Genomic DNA, 19,736 nt, shown 5'->3' on the forward strand with positions numbered 1-19,736 from the left:
ATGCGGTTGGGCGAGCTGCGATGAACTACACCTGGAACTGGGGCATCTTCCTGGAGCCGTCCCCCGAGGGCGCCGGCACCTATGCCGACATGCTGCTCTCCGGGCTGGCCTGGACGGTGGTCACCGCCCTCTGCTCGTGGGCCATCGCCTTCACCCTCGGCTCGGTGGTCGGCGTGATGCGCACGCTGCCCTCGCGCACCGCCAACGCCATCGGCGCGGCCTATGTCGAGGGATTCCGCAACGTGCCGCTGCTGGTGCAGATGTTCCTCTGGTACTTCGTGCTGCCGGAACTCCTGCCCGCGCGTCTCAGCTCGGCCGTCAAGCAGATGCCGGATGCGCCGTTCTACACGGCGGTTCTGTGTCTGGGCTTCTTCACCGCCGCGCGGGTGGCCGAGCAGGTGCGGGCGGGCATCCGCGCCCTGCCGCGGGGGCAGGCGCAGGCGGGCCTCGCGCTGGGCCTCACCTGGGCGCAGACCTACCGCGCCGTGCTTCTGCCCAACGCCTACCGGATCATCCTGCCGCCGCTCACCTCGGAATTCCTGAACAACCTCAAGAACACCTCCGTCGCGCTGACCATCGGCCTGCTCGAACTCACGGCGCGGGCGCGCTCGATGCAGGAATTCTCGTTCCAGGTGTTCGAGGCCTTCACCGCGGCGACCCTGCTCTACGTCGCCCTCAACCTCGTGGTGATCGCGGGCGCGACCCTGCTGGAACGGCGCGTGGCCGTGCCGGGAGGGCGCTGATGTTCGGGCATTTCGACCTCTCCGTCGTCGCCAATTCGCTGCCCTACCTGTTCGGCGAGGGGATGGTGTTCACGCTGACGCTCACCGCGCTCGCGGCGAGCGGCGGCATCGTGCTCGGCACCGGGCTGGCGCTGCTGCGGCTCTCGGGCGTGCCGGGTCTGACGCATGCGGCCAAGTTCTATGTCGAGCTGATGCGGTCCCTGCCGCTCGTACTGGTGATCTTCTGGTTCTACTTCCTGGTGCCCTATCTCGGCGCCTGGGCGATCGGCGCGGACACGCCGATCCAGGTCGGGGCGTTTGCCAGCGCGCTCGTCACCTTCACCCTGTTCGAGGCGGCCTACTTCTCCGAGATCGTGCGGGCCGGCATCCAGTCGATCCCGAAGGGCCAGAGCGCGGCGGCCCGGGCGCTCGGCATGAGCTACGCGCAGGTCATGCGGCTCGTGGTGCTGCCGCAGGCGTTCCGCAACATGGTGCCGCTGCTGCTGACGCAGACGATCGTGCTCTTTCAGGACACTTCGCTCGTCTACGTGCTGTCGCTGACCGATTTCCTCGGCGCCGCCTCCAAGGTGGCGCAGCGCGACGGGCGGCTGGTGGAGATGTACCTGTTCGCGGCGCTGGTCTACTTCGCCGTGTGCTTCGCAGCCTCGCTGCTGGTGCGCCGGCTCCAGGCCCGCACGGCGATCGCCCGGTGAGGGATAATCAGGATGAGGGTGGGCCGATGACCGCGCCGCTGACATCGCCGCAGCCGCCCGCCGCGGGCGGGACGATGATCGCCATCGAGGCGGTGTCGAAGTGGTACGGCGAGGTCCGGGTCCTGTCCGGCTGTTCCACCGCGGTGACGCGCGGCGAGGTGGTGGTGGTGTGCGGCCCCTCGGGCTCGGGCAAGTCGACGCTGCTGAAATGCGTCAACGCCCTGGAGCCGTTCCAGGAGGGGCAGATCACCGTCGACGGCACGCGGGTGCGGGACAAGGCCACCAACCTGCCGCGGCTGCGCGCGCGGGTCGGCATGGTGTTCCAGCATTTCGAGCTGTTCCCGCATCTCAGCGTCCTCGACAACCTGACGCTCGCCCCGCGCAAGGTGCTCGGGCGCTCGAAGGCAGAGGCGACCCAGCGCGGCCTCGACCTGCTGGCCCGCGTCGGGCTCTCGGCGCATGCACACAAACATCCGGGCCAGCTCTCGGGCGGGCAGCAGCAGCGGGTGGCGATCGCCCGCGCGCTCGCCATGGACCCGGTGGTGATGCTGTTCGACGAGCCGACCTCGGCGCTCGATCCCGAGATGGTCGGCGAGGTGCTCGACGTGATGGTGGAGCTGGCCCGCGATGGCATGACCATGATGGTCGTGACCCACGAGATGGGCTTCGCCCGCAAGGTGGCCGACCGGGTGGTGTTCATGGATCGCGGTGAGATCGTCGAGGACGTGGCGAAGGACGCCTTCTTCGACCGGCCCCGCAGCGAGCGCGCCCAGCAGTTCCTGTCGAGGATCCTCGCGCATTGACGCCGACAGGCCGCCTCCGGCTCTGCCCGTGAGGCGCTCCGGCCGTCGGGTGGCGCCGCGTGCGGCTGCGCCGGCCTCGGGCCCGACTGTCAGAACAGCGAGATGAGGACGATGCCGGCCACCATCAGGGCGGCCCCGCCCAGCCGCGAGGCGCCGGCCCGAACCCGCTTCATGCCGACCCAGCCGAAATGGTCCAGCGCCACCGAGGTCAGCAGGTTGGCGGTGATCAGGAGGCCGTTGAAGGCGCCCGCGCCGACCTTGTCGACGAAGAGCAGGCCGGCGAACACGGCCACGGCGCCGGTGAGGCCGGCCAGCGGCATCCACCAGCGCACCCCCTCGATGTCGGCCCGCTGCGGCAGCGGCTTCGGCCGCAGCAGGAAGACCAGCACGAAGACGAACACCACCGGCAGGAACGAGACCAGGGCCGCGAGCCACGGGTTGATCAGGGCTCCGCGCAACTGCGCGTTCCAGACCACGCCGATCGCCTGCAGGGCGCCCGCGACGACGATGAAGGGATAGAGCAGCCGCGGGTTGAGGCCGTGGCCGGTATCCTTGGTCTCGTCTTCCCCGGCGCCTTGCCCGGCGCCTTTTTCGGGCGTGACGCGGGCGATGAAGATTACGCCGATCGCCATGAGCAGGCCGCCGAGCCAGGGCATCGGCTTGAACCCACCGCCTTGCAGCCCGAACAGGCCCAGCGAATCCATCGCCAGCGAGGTCAGGATGTTGGCCGTCAGCGTCAGGCCGTTGAAGGGGCCGGCGCCGACCTTGTCGACGAAGGCGAGGCCGCCGAATACCGCCACCGCGCCGGCCACGCCGCCGAGCGGCGCGTACCACGGCATCGCCGCCAGCGAGTCGAGGCTCGGCAGCGGCGTCGGCATCACGAGGAACAGCGTCGCGAAGACGAAGACGATCGGCAGGAAGGAGACCGCCGCGGCGAGGAACGGATTGACGAGGTGCCCGCGCAACTGCGCGTTCATGGAGTTGCCGAGCGCCTGGAGCGCGCCCGCCACGATGATGAAGGGATAGAGCAGGGCGGCACTCACGCGGGTCGGCCTCCGGATCGGCGAAGAGTATGGGATCAGGCGAGGATCAGAGCCGCGAGGGCCAGCGCCAGCGCCGGGGGCATGACCAGGGCGCCGAGCTTCAGGAACGCCCAGGCGGAGACGTTCTGGCCCTCGCGGCGGATCGCGGTGAGCCAGAGGATCGTGGCGAGCGAGCCCGTGACCGAGAGGTTCGGCCCGAGATCGACGCCGATCAGGATCGCCCCCGCCACCGTCTCCGGCACATGGGCGGCCTGCACCGCGGCGCCCGCCAGGAGGCCCGCCGGCAGGTTGTTCACGAGGTTCGATCCGAACGCGACGAGCGCGCCGCCGGCCCAGGCCGTCGCGGCGGGATCGCCCTGCGCGGCGCGGCCCAGGAGGTCGGCGAGTTTCGCGAGCAGGCCGGTCTTCTCCAGGGACTCGACGAGGACGAAGAGCCCGGCGACCAGCGGCAGCACGCCCCAGGACACGTCCCGAACGACCGCGACCAGCCCGCCCCGATTGATCGCGAGCACGACGAGGGTGGTGGCGAGCCCGGCGATGAAGGTCGGCAGGCCGAGTTCGATCCCGGCGGCCGAGGCGCCGATCAGGGCCGCGCCGGTGGCGACGATGCCCCCGGCCGCGATCGTGCCGCCGAGCCCGAGCCTCGGGATCGCGACGTCGGTCGCGACCGTCTCGGCCTTCAGCCGCGCGTTCTGGGTCAGGCGCAGGACGAGATAGGTCGCGACGATGGCGAGGAGGGAGGGCAGGGTGAAGGTCGCCAGCCAGCGGCCGAGCGGCGGCATGTGCTCGGCGAAGACGACGAGGTTGGCCGGGTTCGAGATCGGCAGCACGAAGCTCGCCGCGTTGGCGATGAAGGCGCAGACGAACAGGTAGGGCAGGGGCTGCTTCACCCCGGCGGCCCGCGTCGCGGCGAAGACGGCGGGCGTCAGCACCACCGCGCAGGCATCGTTCGAGAGGAAGACCGTGACCACCGTGCCGACGACGTAGACGAGCGAGAACAGCCGCGTCGGCGACCCCTTCGCGGCCCGCACCGCGTGGGCGGCGAGCCAATCGAACAAGCCCTGCTTCCGGGCGATCTCGGAGAGCAGCATCATCCCGACGAGGAAGAGATAGACGTCGGTGCCCTTGGCCGCTCCCTCCAGGGCATTCTGCCAGGGGATCAGGCCGAGGAGGACGAGGAGCACCGCGCCGAGCACCGCCCAGATCGCCTCCGGCCAGGAGAACGGGCGCAGGATCACGCCGAGCGTCGCCAGCGCGGCGATACCCCAGGTCGCCGCGTTCGGGTTCGGGATCAGCGCGCCCATCGGCGTCGGGCTTCCTTCTGTCGGGGAGGATCACGGGATTCGGAGCGGCGGGGCACCGCTGCGGGTCGCTCCGGCTTGGAGCAGGATCGCGCATGGCCTCTCCGAGACCAAGCCCCGACGGTCTGTGCATCGCCGCCGATCCGCCGCTCAAGATTTCTCGCGCGCCGCCGTTCCTGTTTCATCCATCACAAGGGCGCGATCTTGGAGGGGTCTGAGTATGCGGGGCGGGATGCGTGCTCCGGACGGCCTCGGAGGCGCATGATCCCGAGCCCTGATCGAGCGATGCGCCGCGATGCGATGAGGTGGGGCGAAGCGGGCAGGGCGGAACAGCGTCCCGGAGCGCCGGTTCTCCCACGGCCTATCACCTCAACAAACAGGGAGATCCGCCATGAAGGCTCTGACCTTCGCCCTCGCCAGCACCCTCCTGCTCGCGCCCGCTGCCTTCGCCGCCGAAGGCACGGGGGCTTCCGGCACAAGCCGCTCCGGCACGGCCGACAGCACGGGGCCGAACGATGCCGGTTCGGGGGCGTCCCCCGGAGCGGCCGGAAGCGGCCCGACTTCGGGCGACAAGAGCCGCTCCGGCACGGCCAACAGCACGGGCGCCAACGATGCCGGCTCCGGTTCCTCGCCCGGCGCCAGCGGCAAGGGCCACGAGGCCCGTTAGAGCGCATTCCGACGAAGCGGTTACCGGCTTTCGGGGCGATGCAAGAACAAGCAGGCCGCGTCGCATCCCAAACGCCGAACGGGCCGACTAGGCCGGTCATGCGCGGCTGAAGCGCGATGGCACCGTCTTTGAAAGCATTCGCCGGCACCCGTTTCCGGGTGCCGGCGGTCATGAGGGTGGGGACGCTCCACCGGAGTGGCTATCCGGGTCCTGCCCCTCCCGAGACGGCCCGTCGGCGGCGGGCCGTCCGGGTTCCGCGCGGTTCCCGGACGATTTTTCGCGATCGCCGCTCGAGCGCCTCTCCTGACAAGGGCGGCTTTTAAGCGGGATCAGTCGTTCTTCACCGTGCCGTCCGGGCTGACCTTGACCTCCTGCTCGCGGTCGGTGAGCGCCAGCTTGATCTCGTACTCGACCGCATTGCCCTCGCGCTCGACCTCAGCCTCGTAGGCCTTGCTGCCGGGGCTCTTCTGCTCGGCGAGCTTGATCGCGTCCTTCAGCGAAACCTTGGCGTTCTGGAAGTCGCTCGCCTTCAGCCGGGTGAAGTAGCGCTCGAACGGCTGGTTCTCGCTCTTGTAGAGATCGCCCGTGTCGGCGTTGACGCCGTGCTCGACGAGCTTGCCGCTCGGGTACACGACCTTAATCGAGTAGTGCGCCGGGTTCTTGCTGTCGGCCTTCTCGAAGTCGGCGTCGATCGCCTTGCCGCCCTTCTCCTCGCCTTCGGCCTTGCCCTCGGCGGTGGCGATGGCCTGGGCGAGGCCGACCTTGGCCGACTTGGCGACTTGCCACTCCTTGAGGTCGCTGTTGGACTTGGTCGCTTCCGTGGCGCTCGGGGCGCGGCCGGTATTCTCCGGGTTCTTGGTCAGGTCGGGGTTCTGGGCCGCGGCGAGGCCGGTCATCAGGGTCAGCAGGCCGGTGGCGGCGGTGAGGCGCAGGAAATTCGTCTTCATGTGGCGGGCTTTCCGTTTCTTGTGTCGGCGCCTGAGGCGCTCGAGCTTGTTGCGGACCCACAGAACGGTCCGAGCCGCCGCTTGGTTGCAGCGCGTCACTGCGTTCGAGGCATGCTGGTGCGCGCCATCGACGATCGACAGGGCCAGAGATCGACAGGGCCGGCGCCGGCGCGCCCGAATTCGCGCGCTCCGTTGACATATATTCGATGTGCGAATAACTAATATGCCAGTCAAATATAAGCTGGATCGGGCGTGATCCCATGAGCCAAGCCGAGTCCGAGGCCGCCTTCCTAGCGCGCTACGATCCCGCCGATTACGCCCGGCCCGCCGTGGCCGTCGATCTGGTGCTGCTGGGCCTTTCCGGCGGTCGCCCGACCCTCCTGCTGCTGAAGCGTGACCGGCACCCGCATGCGGGGCGCCATGCGCTGCCCGGCGGCTTCGTCGGGATCGACGAGGCGTTGGATGACGCCGCCGCGCGCGTCCTGCGCGAGAAGGCGGGCGGGGCGCGGGCGCATCTGGAGCAGCTCTACACCTTCGGCGCGGTGGAGCGCGATCCGCGCATGCGCATCATCACGGTCGCCTATCTCGCGCTCCTGACCGAGGCGGCCTTCGCCGAGGCACGGGCGCGGGCCCCGGCCCTGATTCCCGGCGCGGTCGCGGCGTCGCCCGCGGCGGAGGGATCCGTGACGGTCCATGCGGCCGATGGCGCGGCTTTGCCGCTCGCCTTCGACCACGCCGAGATCGTCGCGCTGGCGATCCGGCGTCTGCGGGGCAAGCTCGACTATTCCGAGGTCGGCTTCGCCCTGCTGCCGGAGCTGTTCACCCTGCGCCAGCTTCAGGACGTGCACGAGGCGATCCTCGGCACGGGCCTCAACAAGCCCGCCTTCCGCCGCCGGATGCTCGACCGCGGCTGGCTCGACCCCACCGGCCGGTTCGAGACGGGCACCTCCTACCGCCCCGCCGAGCTGTACCGCCTTCGCCAAACCTCTTCGCAAACCCCGTCCCAAACCTCTTGGCAGACCCCCGCTCAAGGAGACTGACATGGCCACGATCCGCCGTTTCGGCGTTCTCTCCCAGCTGCGCAGCGAGGCGAGCCACTACGTCATCCGCTACCGCAACGGCCGCCCGCGCCAGAGCGGGCGCGGCCTCGTCTTCTGGTTCCGGCCGGAGACGGCGAGCATCAGCGAGTTGCCGATGGACGACCGCGAGATGACGCTGTTCGTCCGCGGCCGCAGCGCGGATTTCCAGGCGGTCGCGGTGCAGGGCAGCATCGGCTGGCACGTCGCCGATCCCGAGCGGCTCGCCGCCCGCGTCGATTTCTCCCTCGACCTGCGCACCGGCCGGCTCCAGACCGAGCCGGTGGAGCGGATCGAGGCGCGCATCGCCGGGCTGGCCAACCAGACCGTGCTGCAATTCCTCGGAACCGCGCCGGTGCGCGCCCTGCTCGATGCCGGGCCGGAGGCCCTGCGCGGGCAGGTGCAGGCGACGCTCGCCAACGATCCGTCGCTGGCCGAGATTGGCGTCGCGGTGGTCTCGGTGCGGCTCACCAACCTCGCTCCGTCGAGCGAGTTGGAGCGCGCGCTCCAGACGCCGACCTACGAGGCGCTGCAGCAGAAGGCGGACGAGGCCACCTTCGCCCGCCGGGCGCTGGCGGTGGAGAAGGAACGCGCCATCGCCGAGAACGAACTCGCCACCAAGACCGAGCTGGCCCGGCGCGAGAGCCTGCTGATCGCCGAGGAAGCGCAGAACGCCCGCAACCGAGCGCAAGCGCGGGCGGAGGCGGAGGGGATCGAGGCCGGCGCCGAGGCTGAGCGCATCCGCATGGTCGAGGGCGCGCGGGCCGAGGCCGAGCGGGCCCGCGTCGCGATCTACCGCGACGTGGCGCCGGGCACCCTGCTCGGGCTGGCCGCCCAGGCGCTGGCGGGCAAGCTCGACACGATCGAGCACGTGAACGTCACGCCGGACCTCCTTGCCACCCTGCTCGGCGAGGTCCGCCGGCCGGCCAGCCTCCCGGCCCGCTGAGGGAGGGGCTCATGGCCGCGCTCACCCCCCGGGCGGTCTTCGTCACCCGCGAGACCGATTACGAGTTGCTGATCGCCCGGCACGCCACGCGGGGACAGGCCCGCTTCTTCCTCGAGAGCCGCGGCCAGGGGCTCGCCGCGGTCGAGGCGCGCCACGAGCGCTTCCACGCGGTGCTGGCACAGGCGCGGGCCGCGGTGCCGGGCGAGTGGCGCCAGGCCCTGGTGCGGCGGGCCGACCTCGACCGCTTCCTGTTCGCCGGGGACGACGTCGTCGTCGCCGTCGGGCAGGACGGGCTGATTGCCAACGTCGCCAAGTATCTGGGCGAACAGCCGGTGATCGGGGTGAACCCGGCGCCGGACCTCTATGACGGCGTGCTGGCGCGCAACCCCGTCGAGCGGCTCCCCCGGCTGCTGCCGGCGAGCGTGGCGGGCGATGTCGCGATCGAGCGGCGCACCATGGTCCAGGCGGTGATCGACGGGACCGAGCGCCTGTTCGCCCTCAACGAGATTTTTGTCGGCCACCGCAGCCACCAATCCGCGCGCTACCGGATCGAGGCCGGAAGCGAGGCGGAGGAGCATTCCTCCAGCGGCCTCATCGTCGCCTCCGGCACCGGGGCGACCGGCTGGGCCCGCTCGATCAGTGAGGCGACCCGGCTCGACCTGTCGCTCGGACCCGACGAGCGGGCGGTGGGCTACTGGGTGCGCGAGCCGTTCCCGAGCGTCGCCACCGCGACGCGGCTGCGCGCCGGCAAGCTCACCGACTCGGACCTCGTCGTCACCTCGCGGATGAACGAGGGCGGCGTGATCTTCGCCGACGGAATCGAGCAGGACTTTCTCGGCTTCGGCTGGGGCCGGCAGGTGCGGATCGCGCCGGCCGACCGGGCCCTGCACCTCGTCACCGGCTGAGCCGGGCGGCATCGCAGGTCCGGGCTGTTCGGGAAGACCGGTTTCCTGGCCGCCCATCCCGTATATGGAACGCGTGCGGGACATCCGGGCGGGTCTCTCGACCACAATCATCCGTATGGCGCGATCCTGTCGCAAAACCGCCAAGGGTGCCGAGCATGGGGCGCGGGATCGCGCGCCGCCAGCGTCGGCGCGGGATTCGACCGATCCGGGAATGGGCAGCACGTGGAATCGGCAGCAGAGCATCGGATGAGCGGTCTCGCCGAGGTGGGACGGCACGACGAAGGACCGGGCGAGAGCCTCGGCGGCCGCGCCGTCCTGCGGGGGGCCGCGCGGCCCGATCTGATCCGCCGGGAGACCCTGGCCGACCTGTTCCGGGCGAGCGCCGCCGCGCGCCCCGATGCGCCCTGCCTGATCGATGCCGCCGAGCCCGGCTCCGGTGGGCGCCGCCCGGTCCTGACCTATGCGGAGGTCGATGCCCGCTCCGACGCCATCGCCGCCGGGCTGTCCACCCGCGGCATCGGCCCGGGGGACGTCGTGGGGCTGTGGATGGCCCGCGGCACCGAACTGCTGATCGCGCAGATCGGCATCACGAAATCCGGCGCCGCCTGGCTGCCCTTCGACGCCGAGGCGCCCGCCGACCGGGTCGCGGTCTGCCTGAACGATGCCGAGGCCAAGGCGCTCCTCGTCTCGGAGGCCCTGCGGCCGCAGGCACCGGAGGGTACGCCCGCGCTCACGACGGCCGAGGTTCTGGCAGCGGGGCAGGGGGCATCACCGCCCGATCTCGATGCCGCCGGCCTCGGTCCGGAGCACCCGGCCTACCTGATCTACACCTCGGGCTCGACCGGCGTGCCGAAGGGCATCGTCATCAGCCACGTCAACATCTGCCACTTCCTGCGCTCGGGCAACGCGGTCTACGGCCTCTCCGCCGACGACGTAGTGTTCCAGGGCGCCTCCGTCGCCTTCGATCTCTCGATGGAGGAGATCTGGGTTCCCTATCTCGTCGGCGCCTGCCTGTTCGTGGCGAGCCCGGCCATGATGGGCGACGTCGAATCCCTGCCCGCGATCATCGCGGAGGCCGGGATCACCGTGCTCGACACGGTCCCGACCCTGCTCGCCATGATCCCCGGCGACCTGCCGAGTGTCCGCCTCGTGCTGCTCGGCGGCGAGGCCCTGCCCGAGCCGCTGGTGGCGCGCTGGGCGACTGATCGGCGGCGCCTGTTCAACACCTACGGCCCGACCGAAGCCACCGTGGTGGCGACCGCCGCCGAGATGCGGCCGGGCCGGCCGGTCACCATCGGCGGCCCGATCCCGAACTATTCGGTCTACGTCGCCGACGAGGCGCTGAACCTCCTCGCGCCGGGCGAGCAAGGCGAGCTGCTGATCGGCGGCCCCGGCGTCGCGGCGGGCTACCTCAAGCGGCCCGAGCTGACGGCGGAAAAGTTCGTCGCCAATCCCTACCCGTCCGACGGGACCGATCCGGTGCTCTACCGCTCGGGCGATGCGGTCTCGATGACGCCGGAGGGCGACATCGTCTTCCACGGCCGCATCGACGATCAGGTCAAGATCCGCGGGTTCCGCGTGGAGCTCGGCGAGATCGAGGCGCGCATCCGGGCGCAGGACGGGATCAATCAGGCGGCGGTGGTCCTGCGCCGCGACGACGAGGTCGACCGCCTCGTCGCCTTCCTCGTGCCCGAACGCGGCGCCGATCTCGACCGCGCGGCGCTGCGAAAGAATCTCGCGGCGCAGATGCCGCCCTACATGGTGCCCGGCCATTTCGAGGCGGTCGAGACCCTGCCGCGGCTCACCTCCGGCAAGGTCGATCGCAAGGCGCTGCGGATCGCGCCGCTGACCGTGGCGGTGGCCGACGGCGAGCAGGAGGCCCCCGACAACGAGACCGAGGCCGCTTTGCTGGCGGCGGCAAAAAAGGTGTTCGGCGACGGTCCGATCGGGCTCGAGGCCGACTTCTTCTCCGAACTCGGCGGCCACTCGCTGCTTGCCGCCCGCTTCGTCGGCGCGGTGCGCGAGACCCCGGCGCTCGCCGGCATCACCCTGCAGGACGTCTATAACGGCCGCACCCTGCGGGTGATGGCCGCGAGTCTGATCGAGCGCACGGGCGGGGCCGGCGCCCAGACCGCGATCCGCGACCTGAGCTTTGCTCCGCCGCCGCTGCTGCGCCGGGCGCTGTGCGGGTTGGCGCAGGCGATCACGCTGCCCTTCGTCATCGCGCTGGCCACCGCGCAATGGCTCGGCATCTTCGTCACCTACCTGCTGCTCACCGGCGGCGGGCTCGGCTTCTGGGGCGAACTCGGCGTTCTCCTGCTGGTCTATATCGGCATCAACGCGGTGACCGCGACGATCGCGATTGCCGCCAAATGGCTGATTCTCGGGCGGACGAAGCCCGGCCGCTACCCGCTCTGGGGCGTCTATTATTACCGCTGGTGGCTGGCGCAGCGCCTGACGCCGCTGGTGCACATCAAGTGGCTCCAGGGCTCGCCCGTCATCGTCACCTATCTGCGCCTGCTCGGCGCGCGGATCGGCGACGACGTGCTGATCTCCGACCTCGATGTCGGCGCACCCGATCTGCTCACCATCGGCCGCGGCGCGTCGCTCGGCGGGCGGCTGGTGATCGCCAACGCGGAGGTCGTCGGCAACGAACTCGTCATCGGCTCCGTCGAGATCGGCGAGGATGTCGCCATCGGCACCTCCTGCGTGATCGGCCCCGGCACGGTGATCGGCGACCATGCCGAGATCGCCGACCTCACCACCGTGCCGGCCGGCACCGAGGTCGGCCCGGCCGAGGCCTGGGACGGCTCGCCCGGCCGCCGGGTCGGCACCGTGGACTTCGCTGCCCTGCCCGAACCCGCCACCGCCTCGCCCGCCCGCCGGGCGGCCTTCGGCGCGGTCTACGCCTTTCTGCTCGCGGCGGTGCCGGCAGTCGGCCTGCTGCCGATCTTCCCGGCCTTCTACCTCTTCGACCAGATCTCCGATAACCTCTCGGAACTCACCGACGTCGATTACCACGTCTACCTGCCGCTGCTGACCTGGCCCACCGCCATGCTGATGACGGCGGGCACGGTGCTGCTCATCGCCGCCATCCGCTGGGCGGTGCTGCCGCGGGTCACGCACGGCACCTTCTCGATCTGGTCGGGCTTCTACCTGCGCAAATGGCTGGTGGCGCTCGCCTCCGAAGTGACGCTGGAGACGCTCTCCTCGCTGTTCGCCACCGTCTATATGCGGGCGTGGTACCGGCTGATGGGCGCGCGGATGGGAAGGGGCGCCGAGATCTCGACCAATCTCGGCTCGCGCCACGACCTCGTCGCGGTCGGCGCCAACAACTTCATCGCCGACGAGGTGGTGGTCGGCGAGGAGGAGATCCGCCGCGGCTGGATGCATCTCCATCCCGTAGAGACCGGCGCCCGCGTCTTCGTCGGCAATGACGGCGTGCTGCCGCCGGGCGCGCACATCCCCGACGACGTGCTGATCGGCATCAAGTCGAAGCCGCCAGCCAACGACAAGATGGGGCCGGGCGAGACGTGGTTCGGCTCGCCGCCGATCCGCCTGCCGGTCCGCCAGAAGGTCGATCTCGGCTCCAACGCCCAAACCTTCGAGCCGAGCGTGTGGGCCAAGCTGCGGCGCGGCCTGTTCGAGGCCTTCGCCACCTCGTTCTCGCCGATGCTCTACATCTCGCTCGCCATCTGCGCGATCGACTGGGTGTTCTACCCCGCCATCCTCGCCGAGGATTGGGGCGGGCTGGCGCTTGCCTTCGTGCTCGTGAGCCTCGCCATCGCGCTGATCCAGACGAGCAGCGTCATCGCGCTCAAATGGCTCCTGATGGGACGCTACCGCCCCGGCATGCGGCCGATGTGGTCGTGGTGGGCGATGCGGACCGAGGCGATCGCCGTCGCCTATTGGGGGCTCGCCGGCAAGGTGCTGTTGGAGCACCTGATGGGCACGCCGTTCCTGCCCTGGATGCTGCGGCTCTTCGGTGTGAAGGTGGGCAAGGGCGCCTGCCTGCTGATGACCGACATCACCGAGTTCGACTGCGTCGAGATCGGCGACTTTGCCGCGATCAACCGCTCGGCCGCGCTCCAGACCCACCTCTACGAGGACCGCATCATGAAGGTCGGCCGCGTCGTGGTCGGGCGCGGCGTCACGGTGGGCGCCTTCTCCACTGTCCTCTACGACAGCCATGTCGGCGACTACGCGCGGCTGCGCCCGCTCACCATCGTCATGAAGGGCGAGTCGATCCCGGCGCATTCGGAATGGGAGGGCGCGCCTGCCGTGCCCGTGGTGCACGCGGCAGGCGAGGCTGTGGCGCGGGCGGCCTGAGGCCGGAGCCTCTCGCCGCCGCAGGCCATTCACGCCATACGCGTCGGTGTGGCTGAGCCGAAGGCGGCGGATCGTCCGCGGATGGGAGCCTTTACGTCAACGGCGACGAGGATCGGGCGAAGCTGTTCGCAGCTTGTCACGGCACCGAAAGTCCTGCCGTGGTAAGTCGTGCCGTGGTTCTCGGCCTCGGTGCGCGACCTGCGCGCCTTCCGCGTCGAGCAATGGTCCGACTTCACGGCGACCGTCAAAGGCTGACGGCCGCCGCGCTCTTCCGCCTCACGCCGCCTCGGTCTTCGCTCCGAGACGCTTGTCGAGATAGGTGTCGACGGTCTGGGTCAGCTCGTCGACCCGGCCGTCGAAGAAGTGGTTGGCGCCCTCGACCATCTGGTGCTCGATGATGACGCCCTTCTGGGTCTTCACCTTCTCGATCACCGGGATCACCTCGCGGGCCGGCGCCACCCGATCCTCCGAGCCGTGCACGAACAGGCCGGAGGAGGGGCAGGGCGCCAGGAAGGTGAAGTCGTAGCGGTTGGCCATGGCGGCGATCGAGATGAAGCCCTCGATCTCCGGGCGGCGCATCAGGAGCTGCATCCCGATCCACGAGCCGAACGAGACGCCCGCGATCCAGCAGGATTTGGCCTCCGGGTTGACCGACTGCACCCAATCGAGGGCGGCCGCGGCGTCGGAGAGTTCACCCGAACCGTGATCGAAGGCGCCCTGGCTGCGCCCGACCCCGCGGAAATTGAAGCGCAGGGCTGCGAAGCCGCGATTGGCGAAGGTGTAGAAAAGATTGTACACGATTTGATTGTTCATCGTGCCCCCGAACTGGGGGTGCGGATGAAGCACGATCGCGATCGGCGCGCCCTTCTTCTTGGGGGCTTGGTAGCGGCCTTCCAGGCGGCCGGCGGGGCCGGAAAAGATGACTTCGGGCATGGTGTCCTCGAGATGATCCGACCCTCACCCCTGATGCCCCCGCGAAGGCAGGGAGGCTGAGCCGGTCACGGCTTGACTCGTTGCGCGCGCCACCTACAAGCGCTCTTAGAATAATTCTAGGTCATTAGAATCATTCTAAACAGTTCGTCGGGTCTCGACCTGCGAAGCACACGGCGCGTTTCGCGCGGCTTAGCACGGGGGAGGGGGGCGAAATCAAGAAAATCAGGATCTGGCAGGACGATACGGAGCGAAACGGCAGGATGACGTCCGGCGCGCGCAGCTATCTCGATCACAACGCGACTTCTCCGGTGCGTCCGGAGGTCGCGTCTGCAGTCGCGCGCGCGCTCGCATTGCCCGGCAATCCCTCCTCGATCCATCAAGAGGGCCGCGCCGCGCGCCATGCGCTGCAGACGGCGCGGGCGGGGCTCGCCGCCCTGCTCGGCGCGGCGCTTGAGCGCATCACCTTCACCAGCGGCGGCACGGAAGCCGCCAACACCGTGCTCTCCGGTGCGCTTCGGAAGGCGGGCCTCCCTGCCCCCACCCGGCTGATGATCTCAGCGACCGAGCATCCGTGTGTCGCCGCGGGCCATCGCTTCGCGCCGGAGGCGGTCGAGGTGTTGCCGGTGGATGGGGCCGGCCTGCTGCGGCTCGACGTGCTCGCGGCCCGGCTCGAAGCCTGCCGGGACGAGGCCGTGCTGATCTCGGTCCATGCGGCCAACAACGAGACCGGGGTGGTGCAGCCGCTCGCCGAGATCGTGCGGCTCGCCCGCGCCCACGGACAGGCTCTGGTCCACAGCGACGCGGTGCAAGCGGTCGGAAAGATCCCGCTCGATTTCGCGGCCCTCGGCCTCGACGCCCTGACCCTGTCGGGCCACAAATTCGCCGCGCCGAAGGGGATCGGCGCGATGGTGCTGGCCGACGGCGTGAGCCTGGAGACTCCCTTCCTGCGCGGGGGCGGCCAGGAGGCGCGCCTGCGCGGCGGCACCGAGAACCTTTCGGGCATTGTCGGCATGGGCGAGGCGGCGGCGATCGCCCGATCCAGCCTGGAAGCCGAGGTGGTGCGGCTCGCGGGCTTGCGCGACGCGCTTGAAGGGCGGCTCCGGGCCATCGCTCCGGACATGGTGGTGTTCGGGGAGGGCGCGCCGCGCCTGCCCAACACCCTGAGCTTCGCTGTGCCGGGCCTCGCGGCCTCCACGGCGCTGATCGCCCTCGATCTCGCCGGCCTGTCCGTGTCGTCGGGCTCGGCCTGCGCCTCGGGCAAGGTGGCCCGTTCCCCCGTGCTCGCGGCGATGGGCGTGAGCCCTGCGCTCGCCGCGGGGGCGTTGCGCGTGAGTTTCGGCTGGAATTCGCGCCCGGAAGACCTCGAACGCTTCGCGGCGGGGTTCGAACGGGTCGTGTCGTCCCTATATCAGAGGCGAGGGCAGGCAGCCTGAGCGCCGCCCGCCCAAGCCATTCTTTCGGCGGCAAACCCGCCGTGTCGTTGGAAACCCCCGGTCCTTGACGCCGGAGTCGGTAGGAGACGCTGAATGCCTGCAGTGCAGGAGACCATTGATCGGGTCCGCTCGATCGACCTCGACCAGTACAAGTACGGTTTCGAGACCGTGATCGAGATGGAGAAGTCCGAAAAGGGCCTCTCCGAGGACGTCGTTCGCTTCATCTCGGCCAAGAAGAACGAGCCGGAATGGATGCTCGAATGGCGCCTCGACGCTTATAAGCGCTGGCTCACGATGAAGGAGCCGGAATGGGCCCGGGTCGAGTACGACCGGGTCGATTACAACAACATCTACTACTACGCCGCGCCGAAGCGTAAGGGCCCGGAATCGCTCGACGAGATCGATCCCGAGATCCTGAAGACCTACGAGAAGCTCGGTATCCCGCTGCGTGAGGTCGAGGTGCTGGAAGGCATCGCGCCCGAGCGCCGCGTCGCGGTCGATGCGGTGTTCGACTCGGTCTCGGTGGCGACCACCTTCCGGAAGGAGCTCGAGAAGGCCGGCGTGATCTTCATGCCGATCTCCGAGGCCATCCGCGAGTACCCGGACCTCGTGAAGAAGTACCTCGGCTCGGTCGTGCCGGTGACCGACAACTTCTTCGCCACGCTGAACTCGGCCGTCTTCTCCGACGGCTCGTTCGTCTACATCCCGCCGGGCGTGCGCTGCCCGATGGAGCTGTCGACCTATTTCCGCATCAACGAGCGCGACACCGGCCAGTTCGAGCGCACGCTCATCATCGCCGACAAGGGCTCCTACGTCTCGTATCTGGAGGGCTGCACCGCCCCGAAGCGCGACGACAACCAGCTCCACGCCGCGGTGGTCGAGTTGGTCGCCCTGGAGGATGCCGAGATCAAGTACTCGACCGTCCAGAACTGGTACCCCGGCGACAACGAGGGCAAGGGCGGCATCTACAACTTCGTGACCAAGCGCGGCGATTGCCGCGGCGCCCGCTCGAAGATCTCGTGGACGCAGGTCGAGACCGGCTCGGCGATCACCTGGAAGTATCCGTCCTGCATCCTGCGCGGTGACGATTCCCGTGGCGAGTTCTACTCGATCGCGGTGTCGAACGGCATGCAGCAGGTCGATTCCGGCACCAAGATGATCCATCTCGGCAAGAACACGACCAGCCGGATCATCTCGAAGGGCATCTCGGCGGGCCGTTCGCAGAACACCTACCGGGGTCTCGTCTCGGCCCACAAGAAGGCCAAGGGCGCGCGCAACTTCACCAACTGCGACAGCTTGCTGATCGGCGACCAGTGCGGGGCGCACACCGTGCCCTACATCGAGTCGAAGAACGCGTCGGCCGTCTTCGAGCACGAGGCCACCACCTCGAAGATCTCCGAGGACCAGAAGTTCTACTGCCTGCAGCGCGGCCTCTCCGAGGAGGAGGCGACCGCGCTCATCGTCAACGGCTTCGTCCGCGACGTGCTGCAGCAGCTGCCGATGGAGTTCGCGGTGGAGGCCCAGAAGCTGATCTCGATCAGCCTCGAAGGCTCGGTGGGCTGACGCGCTTCGATGCGGACGTGCTGCGCGCGGCCCACCGGCACAGCGCGCGGCACGCCGACGAGGTGAAGAGCAGCCCGCTCTGCGGGTGCTTCTATTGCCTGGAGATCTTCGCGCCGGACGAGATCGCGGAGTGGGTCGACGAGGACGCGACCGCTCTGTGCCCCCGGTGCGGCGTCGACGCGGTGATCGGTGAGATGTCCGGCTATCCGGTTCAGAACACCGCCTTCCTGCGGGCGATGCATCAGGAATGGTTTTGAAGGACTTGGACGAACATGCTTGAGATCAAAAACCTCGTCGTGCAGATCGAGGACAACCGCATCCTGAACGGCCTGAACCTCACCGTGAACGATGGCGAGGTCGCCGCGATCATGGGCCCGAACGGGTCGGGCAAGTCGACGCTCTCCTACGTCATCGCCGGCAAGGAGGACTACGAGGTCCTCGACGGCGAGATCCTGCTCGACGGGCAGAACGTGCTGGAAATGGCGGCCGACGAGCGCGCCGCCGCCGGCATCTTCCTCGCCTTCCAGTACCCGCTGGAGATCCCGGGTGTGGGGACGATGACCTTCCTCAAGGCCTGCCTCAACGCGCAGCGCAAGGCGCGCGGCGAGGCCGAGCTCTCGACCCCCGACTTCATCCGTGCGGTGAACGCGGCCGCCGACAAGCTCGAGATCAACAAGGAGATGCTCAAGCGCGCTCTCAATGTCGGCTTCTCCGGCGGCGAGAAGAAGCGCATGGAGATCCTCCAGATGGCGCTGCTGCAGCCGAAGTTCTGCGTGCTCGACGAGACCGATTCCGGCCTCGACATCGACGCGTTGCGCATCGTCTCCGAGGGCGTGAACGCGCTGCGCGCGCAAGGCCGCTCGTTCCTCGTCATCACCCACTACCAGCGGCTCCTGAACCACATCGTGCCCGACACCGTGCACGTCATGTCGAAGGGCCAGATCGTGAAGACCGGCGGCAAGGAGCTGGCGCTGGAACTCGAGGCCTCCGGCTACGCCGAGTACCGCACGAGCGAGGCTGCGTGATGGCCGACGTCACCAATCTCCGCTCCCCCGCCGAGGCCGGCCTCTCCAAGCTGTTCGAGGCCGCGCGCAAAGGCTTCGCCAGCGAGCTGGCGATCAGCCGCGAGGAGGCGTTCCGCTTCTTCGAGGCGACCGGCCTGCCGAGCCGCCGGGTCGAGGCGTTCAAGTATACCGACCTGCGCGCCGCCATCACCGAGGCCGCCCCGCCCGCCGAGGCGCCGAGCGAGGACGCGGCCCGGGCCGCCGTCGCCGGAACCGCGGGCTTCAACGAGGTCGAGGCTGTCCGCCTCACCTTCGTCAACGGCCATCTCGTCGCGTCCCTGTCGGATCTCGACCGGGTGCCCGAGGGCGTGACGGTCACGCCGCTCAACGAGGCGATGGGCAAGGGCGACGCCCGCCTGAAGCTCCTCGCCCCCGTCGAGCAGGTGCGCGAGAACCCGATCTATCAGCTCAACACCGCCTTCCTGGCGGATGGCGCGCTGATCTCGGTCGCCCCCGGCGCCAAGCCGGCGACGCCGATCCACCTGCGCTTCGTCGGCACGGGTGAGACCGCCTTCTCGACCGCGACCCGCGTTCTGGTCGATGTCGGCGCCGAGGCGGAGTTCTTCCTGCTGGAGAGCCACGAGGGGCCGGCCGGGCTGACCTACCAGCCCAACGACGCGCTCGACGTGCATATCGGCGCCGAGGCCGCCTTCCGCCACACCCGGCTCAACCGGGAAGGGGATGCGGCCGTCGCCCTCTCGACGCTCTCGGTGCGCCTCGACGCGCGGGCGCAGCTCGAGACCGTCAACCTCGTCACCGGCGCCAAGCTCTCGCGTCACCAGATCTACCTGCACGTCGCGGGCGAGGACGCCAACGCCGTGGTCAACGGTGCGACGCTGCTCGGCCACGGCCAGCTCGCGGACTCGACCCTGCTCGCCGACCATGCGGCGACCGGGGGCGTCGGCCGCGAGATGTTCAAGACGGTGATCGACGGCGATTCCACCGGCGTGTTCCAGGGCAAGATCATCGTCCGCCAGGTCGCGCAGCAGACCGACGGCAAGATGAAGTCCGACTGCCTGCTCCTGACCGACGACGGTCAGATGATGAACAAGCCGGAGCTGGAAATCTTCGCCGACGACGTCGCCTGCGGCCACGGCGCCACCTGCGGCGCGCCGGACGAGGATCTGCTGTTCTACCTCATGGCCCGCGGCCTGCCGCGCGCCACCGCCGAGAGCCTGCTGGTCCAGGCCTTCGTCGGCGAGGCGGTGGAGACGGTCACGCATGAGGGCGCCCGCGCGGTGCTGATCGGCGGGATCGAGGCGTGGCTGGCGTCGAGAGGGTAGGGCACCGC

Annotated in this window: 17 protein-coding genes; 13 read left to right on the plus strand and 4 right to left on the minus strand. The window is 69.5% G+C overall.

Annotation, left to right across the window (positions count from 1 at the left end; translation table 11 throughout):
* The first annotated feature begins 20 nt into the window (after positions 1-20).
* From MSPGM_RS19985 to MSPGM_RS19995, 3 genes are all read left to right on the plus strand, one after another.
* The gene (locus MSPGM_RS19985; protein WP_004446342.1) at positions 21-743 is read left to right on the plus strand and encodes an amino acid ABC transporter permease; all 723 of its coding nucleotides are present in this window, start codon (positions 21-23) and stop codon (positions 741-743) included.
* A complete protein-coding gene (locus tag MSPGM_RS19990) occupies positions 743-1,435 on the plus strand; it encodes an amino acid ABC transporter permease (protein WP_004446344.1) in 693 nt (230 codons plus the stop codon). The genes MSPGM_RS19985 and MSPGM_RS19990 overlap by 1 nt, the downstream gene beginning before the upstream one ends.
* Before the next feature lie 74 nt (positions 1,436-1,509).
* Positions 1,510-2,238, plus strand: coding sequence for an amino acid ABC transporter ATP-binding protein (locus tag MSPGM_RS19995; protein WP_042509255.1), 729 nt, complete (start codon positions 1,510-1,512; stop codon positions 2,236-2,238).
* An 89-nt stretch (positions 2,239-2,327) separates the two neighbouring features.
* Here the strand turns inward: MSPGM_RS19995 and MSPGM_RS20000 are convergent, their stop codons facing one another.
* Positions 2,328-3,281 carry a DMT family transporter gene (locus MSPGM_RS20000; RefSeq protein ID WP_004446346.1) on the minus strand — a complete coding sequence of 318 codons (954 nt, stop codon included), beginning with the start codon at positions 3,279-3,281 and terminating at the stop codon, positions 2,328-2,330.
* Positions 3,282-3,316: 35 nt separating this feature from the next.
* Positions 3,317-4,585: an arsenic transporter gene (locus MSPGM_RS20005; protein WP_004446347.1), complete on the minus strand. Its 1,269-nt coding sequence runs from the start codon at positions 4,583-4,585 to the stop codon at positions 3,317-3,319.
* 388 nt (positions 4,586-4,973) lie between these two features.
* Between MSPGM_RS20005 and MSPGM_RS20010 the strand changes: the two genes are divergently transcribed.
* Entirely contained in the window at positions 4,974-5,249 is a 276-nt protein-coding gene (locus tag MSPGM_RS20010) for a hypothetical protein (protein WP_004446348.1), read from the plus strand.
* A gap of 329 nt (positions 5,250-5,578) precedes the next feature.
* Here the strand turns inward: MSPGM_RS20010 and MSPGM_RS20015 are convergent, their stop codons facing one another.
* The gene (locus MSPGM_RS20015) at positions 5,579-6,196 is read right to left on the minus strand and encodes a PepSY domain-containing protein (RefSeq protein ID WP_004446349.1); all 618 of its coding nucleotides are present in this window, start codon (positions 6,194-6,196) and stop codon (positions 5,579-5,581) included.
* Between the two features lie 260 nt (positions 6,197-6,456).
* On the opposite strand from MSPGM_RS20015, the gene MSPGM_RS20020 reads away from it, so the two are divergent.
* The 4 genes from MSPGM_RS20020 (at position 6,457) to MSPGM_RS20035 (ending at position 13,452) form a co-directional block, all read left to right on the plus strand.
* Positions 6,457-7,236 (plus strand): NUDIX hydrolase, encoded by a 780-nt coding sequence (locus tag MSPGM_RS20020; protein WP_004446350.1) that lies wholly within the window; start codon positions 6,457-6,459, stop codon positions 7,234-7,236.
* Position 7,237: 1 nt separating this feature from the next.
* Complete coding sequence (locus tag MSPGM_RS20025; protein WP_004446351.1) at positions 7,238-8,218, plus strand: SPFH domain-containing protein; 981 nt, start codon at positions 7,238-7,240, stop codon at positions 8,216-8,218.
* 11 nt (positions 8,219-8,229) lie between these two features.
* A complete protein-coding gene (locus tag MSPGM_RS20030) occupies positions 8,230-9,123 on the plus strand; it encodes an NAD(+)/NADH kinase (protein ID WP_004446352.1) in 894 nt (297 codons plus the stop codon).
* A 246-nt stretch (positions 9,124-9,369) separates the two neighbouring features.
* The gene (locus MSPGM_RS20035) at positions 9,370-13,452 is read left to right on the plus strand and encodes a Pls/PosA family non-ribosomal peptide synthetase (protein WP_004446354.1); all 4,083 of its coding nucleotides are present in this window, start codon (positions 9,370-9,372) and stop codon (positions 13,450-13,452) included.
* Positions 13,453-13,728: 276 nt separating this feature from the next.
* Here MSPGM_RS20035 and MSPGM_RS20040 read toward each other — a convergent pair whose 3' ends face one another.
* The gene (locus MSPGM_RS20040; protein ID WP_004446355.1) at positions 13,729-14,385 is read right to left on the minus strand and encodes an alpha/beta hydrolase; all 657 of its coding nucleotides are present in this window, start codon (positions 14,383-14,385) and stop codon (positions 13,729-13,731) included.
* A gap of 260 nt (positions 14,386-14,645) precedes the next feature.
* Between MSPGM_RS20040 and MSPGM_RS20045 the strand changes: the two genes are divergently transcribed.
* The 5 genes from MSPGM_RS20045 (at position 14,646) to MSPGM_RS20065 (ending at position 19,728) form a co-directional block, all read left to right on the plus strand.
* Entirely contained in the window at positions 14,646-15,818 is a 1,173-nt protein-coding gene (locus tag MSPGM_RS20045) for a cysteine desulfurase family protein (RefSeq protein WP_004446357.1), read from the plus strand.
* 93 nt (positions 15,819-15,911) lie between these two features.
* On the plus strand, positions 15,912-17,381 hold the full coding sequence (gene sufB, locus MSPGM_RS20050) for a Fe-S cluster assembly protein SufB (RefSeq protein WP_012255147.1): 1,470 nt from the start codon (positions 15,912-15,914) through the stop codon (positions 17,379-17,381).
* Between the two features lie 17 nt (positions 17,382-17,398).
* A complete protein-coding gene (locus MSPGM_RS20055) occupies positions 17,399-17,638 on the plus strand; it encodes a hypothetical protein (protein ID WP_015857347.1) in 240 nt (79 codons plus the stop codon).
* Between the two features lie 15 nt (positions 17,639-17,653).
* Positions 17,654-18,406, plus strand: coding sequence for a Fe-S cluster assembly ATPase SufC (gene sufC, locus MSPGM_RS20060; RefSeq protein WP_004446364.1), 753 nt, complete (start codon positions 17,654-17,656; stop codon positions 18,404-18,406).
* Positions 18,406-19,728: a SufB/SufD family protein gene (locus MSPGM_RS20065; RefSeq protein ID WP_004446366.1), complete on the plus strand. Its 1,323-nt coding sequence runs from the start codon at positions 18,406-18,408 to the stop codon at positions 19,726-19,728. Before sufC ends, MSPGM_RS20065 begins: the two co-directional genes overlap by 1 nt.
* The last annotated feature ends 8 nt before the right edge of the window (positions 19,729-19,736 follow it).

Origin of the sequence: Methylorubrum sp. GM97 (genome assembly GCF_024347855.1) — a bacterium.
Classification (GTDB): Bacteria; Pseudomonadota; Alphaproteobacteria; order Rhizobiales; family Beijerinckiaceae; genus Methylobacterium; species Methylobacterium extorquens.